2 protein-coding genes are annotated in these 5028 nt (G+C 62.7%); both read left to right on the forward strand.

The genetic code is table 11. The features are described 5' to 3' along the window. A partial coding sequence (locus tag HP547_RS27325; protein ID WP_306140658.1) for a DNA polymerase domain-containing protein occupies positions 1–1038 on the forward strand: 1038 nt, incomplete at its 5' end. 77 nt (positions 1039–1115) lie between these two features. Beyond that, positions 1116–5028 (forward strand): dermonecrotic toxin domain-containing protein (locus HP547_RS27330; RefSeq protein WP_172288554.1); only part of this gene is annotated, 3913 nt, incomplete at its 3' end.

Below are 5028 nucleotides of genomic sequence, written 5' to 3' on the forward strand. Positions count from 1 at the left end.
GGGCTGCGCCAGCCGGACGACGTGCACTCGGTGGAAGGCTTCCGCGGTGGCCGCTTCTCGCGTACCCGGCATTGCCTGCCGGCCATCGTCGAGCGGGTGTGGCAGGGCCGGGAAGCGGCCAAGCGCGAGGGCAATGCACCGTTGTCCCAGGCGCTGAAGATCATCATGAATGCCTTCTACGGGGTGCTCGGCTCCAGCGGCTGCCGCTTCTTCGACCCGCGCCTGGCGTCGTCGATCACCATGCGCGGCCACCAGATCATGCACCAGACCCGCCTGCTGATCGAGGCGCGCGGCTATGACGTGATCTATGGCGATACCGACTCGACATTCGTCTGGCTCAAGGGGGCCCACGGCGAGGACGCAGCGGCACGCATTGGTCGAGAACTGGTCGCCGAAGTCAATCACTGGTGGCAGCAGCACCTGGGCGACACGCTGGGCCTGCACAGCGCGCTCGAGCTGCAGTTCGAAACGCATTTCCGGCGGTTTCTGATGCCGACCATCCGCGGCACCGAAGAAGGCAGCAAGAAGCGCTATGCGGGCCTGGTGCAGCAGCCCGATGGCAGCCAGACCATGGTCTACAAAGGCCTGGAATCGGTGCGTACCGATTGGTCGCCACTGGCGCGGGAGTTCCAGCAGGCGTTGTATGGCCGGGTGTTCCGCAATGAGCCCTATCGCGAATACGTGCGTGATTACGTGCAGCGCACCCTGGCTGGCGAGCTGGATGCGCAGCTGGTCTATCGCAAGCGCCTGCGGCGCCCGCTGGCGGACTATCAACGCAGCGTGCCACCGCATGTGCGCGCCGCACGGCTGGCGGACGACTACAACCGGCGCATCGGCCGCCCCACGCAGTACCAGAAGGGTGGCTGGATCAGCTATATCATCACAACTGCGGGTCCCGAACCTTTGGAAAACCTGCAATCACCGATTGACTACGAGCACTACCTGAGCCGTCAGTTGCAACCGGTCGCCGATGCCATCCTGCCTTTTGTCGGGGATGACTTCAGTGCCCTGACAGGCAGCCAGCTGAAGCTGTTCTGAGCCGGTGGTAACGCCATAGTCCCTTTGGCCACTGCTACTGCTTAGCGTTGCACCTTTCGATGAAAAAGGGGCATTTCATGAGCAATAGTGAGGCGGGCGATAGCCTGGCGTTGGAGCAGGGGTATCAGGATGGCGTGATCGTGCGGGCACTGCCGGCCTGGATGCGCAACTTGAGCGCCGCCGGTGCAGGGCAGCAACCGGCATTGTCGCCGATACAACTCACGGCATTGGTCCGAGCGTTGAAAACCGGCTTGCAGTGCAAGCAACGGCTGAGTCTTGACCTGCGGGATATTCAGGGTATCGAGCAGTACTGCCGGCCGCTGCTGCAGCGCGCCTTGCGCGACGATTTTTCAGTGCTGGTCGACTGCAGCACCCTCTACCTGCGCCACCATTATTTCACTATTGCGCCCAGGCCCGACTGGGCGCTTGGCCGATTGCCCCAGCAGCAACAAAACGACTTCGACATTCCGCTTGTCACCGCAGCGCTTGCCAATTTTACCGAGCACGAAGCGCAGGGGCGTGGGCTATCGCGCAAGGATCGCGTGGTCGCCGGGGATGGCGCTACAGTTGCCGGCATGACGGCGGCTGCTTTTGCCGGTTGCTGCCGCAATCTCGACCTGGGAGCGCGCTATCAGGAGCACCTTCAGGCTGCGCTCGATGCGCCGGCTGAGCGCACGCCCAGCGGGCATACGGTCGCATCGTCCCTGGCAGCGCTGCTGGCCTCATCGATGCTGGTCGACGCCTGTCGCGCCAGAAACGACGGCACGCTGACTGCCGAAGAGCTTGAACTGGTAGTTGGCTTGTGTCACCACGGCCGGCTTGGCGCTTTAGGCACCCGGGCGGTGCATGCCCGGCAGCTGACAGCCTACGCTTGCACGCTCGAGCAGATACTGGTGCTGGACATCACTGATGACTTTATCGGGTTCAAATCCAGCGCGCGGGTACTGGTGTACATCCCGGACGACCCGGTCAGCCCGTGGAATGTAGCGACTGATCTGGATGCATTCATCCGCAGCACCTTGGGCAAGCGTCTTGCCAAACAGCCGTATCAGCGGTTTTTCCGCCGGTTCATCCGCCGCCGCGACCGTCAGGCGTTCTTTGCCCAGGTAGCCGGCGCCCTCAAGGACGTCGCTGACTGGGCAACCCGCGACATGGACCAGCACCTGTCCGATTACCCGCAACCATTGTTCGCCCACCTGGCCCAGGCATGGGTTGACCAGGTCAAGGACGACGCGGCGTTCATTGCGGTGCCAGTGAAGGACATCGACGCCAGGGTTGAGCAGCAGCGGCACAATCGGCTGGTCAACAGCGCCTGGATGACTGCCGGCGTGATGGGCCTATTCGTGCCGCAGCTCAATGCCGTGTTGCTGGGCATTGCAGCCTGGGGCTTGCTCGAGGACGTGTTCCATGCGGTAGGCGCCTGGCGTGAGGGCGATGCCCGAGCAGCGCTGGACCATGTGCTGGACGTGTTCACACAGCTGGTTGAGCTGGGGGTTACGGCAGTGGTCATGCGCACCGTCAGCCGAGCGTGGCAGAGGGTAGACCCTATGGTAGTGGCACGTCTGGAGGACGGGTCTGAAAAACTGTGGCAGTTCGACCTGGCGCCGTTTCGCAGTGCTGCCCCCCCTGTACAGGCACTGGCCGATGCCGCAGGGGTCTACCGTCAGGGCGAACGCTGCTGGGTCAACATGGAGGGTAGCTTTTTCGAGGTCCTGCAGCGCCCGGACGACCTCTGGCAGATCAAGCCCGTCGACGGCTATGGCCCCCTGCTTCGGCATAACGCTTCCGGGGCATGGCGAGTCTGGTGCGAACAGCCTGTCGAGTGGGATGACACCTACAAGATGTTCCAACGCCTGGGTGGCCCGTTCACCGAGCTGGCGCCTGTGCAGATAGACCACGTGTTGGCGATCCACGACATGACAGCAGAGCATCTGAGGGGGTTGCACGTGTGTAGCGGTGCGCCCCATGCCTGCTTGGTGGACACGGTGAATCGCGTGGCGGTGATGAACCGTATCCAGGCGCTGATCAGCCAGCTGCGCAGCACCCAGACGGTTCGAGACAGCGCTTTGCTGAACAGGGTCCGGCAAGGGGCGGAGACCGAAGCGCTGTCGGACGCCGAGCTTGCGGACCGGGTCTGGGGCACGCGGCATGCACTGCTACTGCAGCTGTACTATGAACGGTATCCCGTGACGCCGGCCACTTACGAGCTGCAGCGCGACTTCGAAAGCTTGCACCGCCTGGCAGCCGAGGAACTGTTGGGCGCTACGGACCAGCGCCTTGCCTACCATGCCGCCGACCTGGCAAGGCACATTCGTTGCGTGCGCGCGCATGAGGCGCTGTTGTTCGACCTGCCACAGGACCTGAATCTGGCGCGCGTTGTGCTGGCAGGCATGAGCCAGCTGCCAGGTGCAGCTGCAGGGCCCGGGTGGCAGCTGTTCGACGGCGATGCAGGCCAGCCGCTGGCCAGTACCGAAGGGGGGGCGGGATTGCTGCGGTTGAGGTTTCAGGGCGGTGCTTTTTATCTGAATGAACAACATGGACCGGGTGATCTGTTCGATCTCGTTGCCACCGGGTATAGCGACGAAGCGCATGCGGCGATGGGTATCGGGCAGCCGTTCGCTGCGCAATTACGTGCACGGCTCGCCGAGCATGTAGCGCGAGGACAGCTGGTCATTGCGAACGTACTGGGGATCAGGCGACCTACCGGTTTCTTCCTTCCCCCACAACGCTTTGGTCAAGGGCTGACAGGATACCCATTGAGTGGTTGCCGCTCTTGTATCGGCGCCCGCGGCGCGAGGCGACGGCCAGCGGGTCTTGCTGCCCAGCTGCGAGACCTGTATCCGGGGTTCGGTGAGCAGCAGGTAGACGACTGGCTGACGCGCGCGCGGGCCTCGCAGCTTGATCCCACGATGATGCTGGTCGACCTTGAGCAGCAGTTGCGGATGCTGACCCGCCAGCTGCGTAGCTGGCAGCGGTCTACTGCCCGAATCTGGGCCTGGAATGCGCGTCGCCAGTTTGCGGTGACGCTAGAGCACTGTTGGCGTCGCCTGGGCCCACGCTCGTCGGGCGAAGGGCGTGTCTCCTTTGAGCTCAGCAGTTACACCAGCAACCTGGATGAACTGCCGGCCATACCGCAGCAAGTGGATTTTGCCCACGTTTCCCGGATCAACTTGAGAAACCTGCAGCTGCGCAGGGTGCCGGAGGACTTCCTCCACGTGTTTGCCAGGTTGACTGTGCTGTGCGTCACCAATTGCCGACTGCGCAGTCTGCCTTTGTTCCGCGAGTTGGCTTCACAGCTGGAAGTGCTGGACGTGTCCGGTAACCAGATCAGTCTGGATGGGCGCGCCACAGACCTGCTGGCCCGATCCCGCTCGCTTGTCTATTTGAACCTGTCGCACAATCCATTACGCCTGGCGTTTTCCATCGTCGAAATGCAGAGCCTTCGGACGTTGATGTTGGGCAACACCCAGTTGACAGAGGTGCCCGGTGGTCTTCTGCAAGCCGCACGGCTGAGGACGCTCGATCTTGCCGACAACGCCATCCGGACCTTGCCCTTTGGTTTCTACCGTTCCATTTTGTGGCTCGACGGCAGGGTGCGGCTATCAGGTAACCCGCTGCAGGGCGTACGCGATCAATGGCATGAACTGAATGATGACCCGGTTCCGACCATGCTCCGTTGGCTAGACCTTGTCACCAGCAGCGAGCGCGACCGCCTGGCCGATGCATGGGGCACGCTTGAAGCCCGGGCGGGTTCGCAGGACTTTTTTCATCTGTTGAAGAGGCTCACGACTTCCGCCGATTTTCGCCAGGCATTCACCAGCCGGTATCTGGCCTTGCGCGTACAGCGGATGCTGATGTACCTGGTGAAGCGCCCGGAGCTGCAAGCAGAAGTGTTCAGGCACGCCTTGAGCGAGTATTGCGAAGACAATGCGACGCTGCGCTTCAGCGATCTGGAGATCCGGGTGAAGGTCTGGAAGGCGCAGAACGAAC

The organism is Pseudomonas sp. CM27 (assembly GCF_013179515.1).
In the GTDB taxonomy this organism is placed as follows: Bacteria; Pseudomonadota; Gammaproteobacteria; order Pseudomonadales; family Pseudomonadaceae; genus Aquipseudomonas.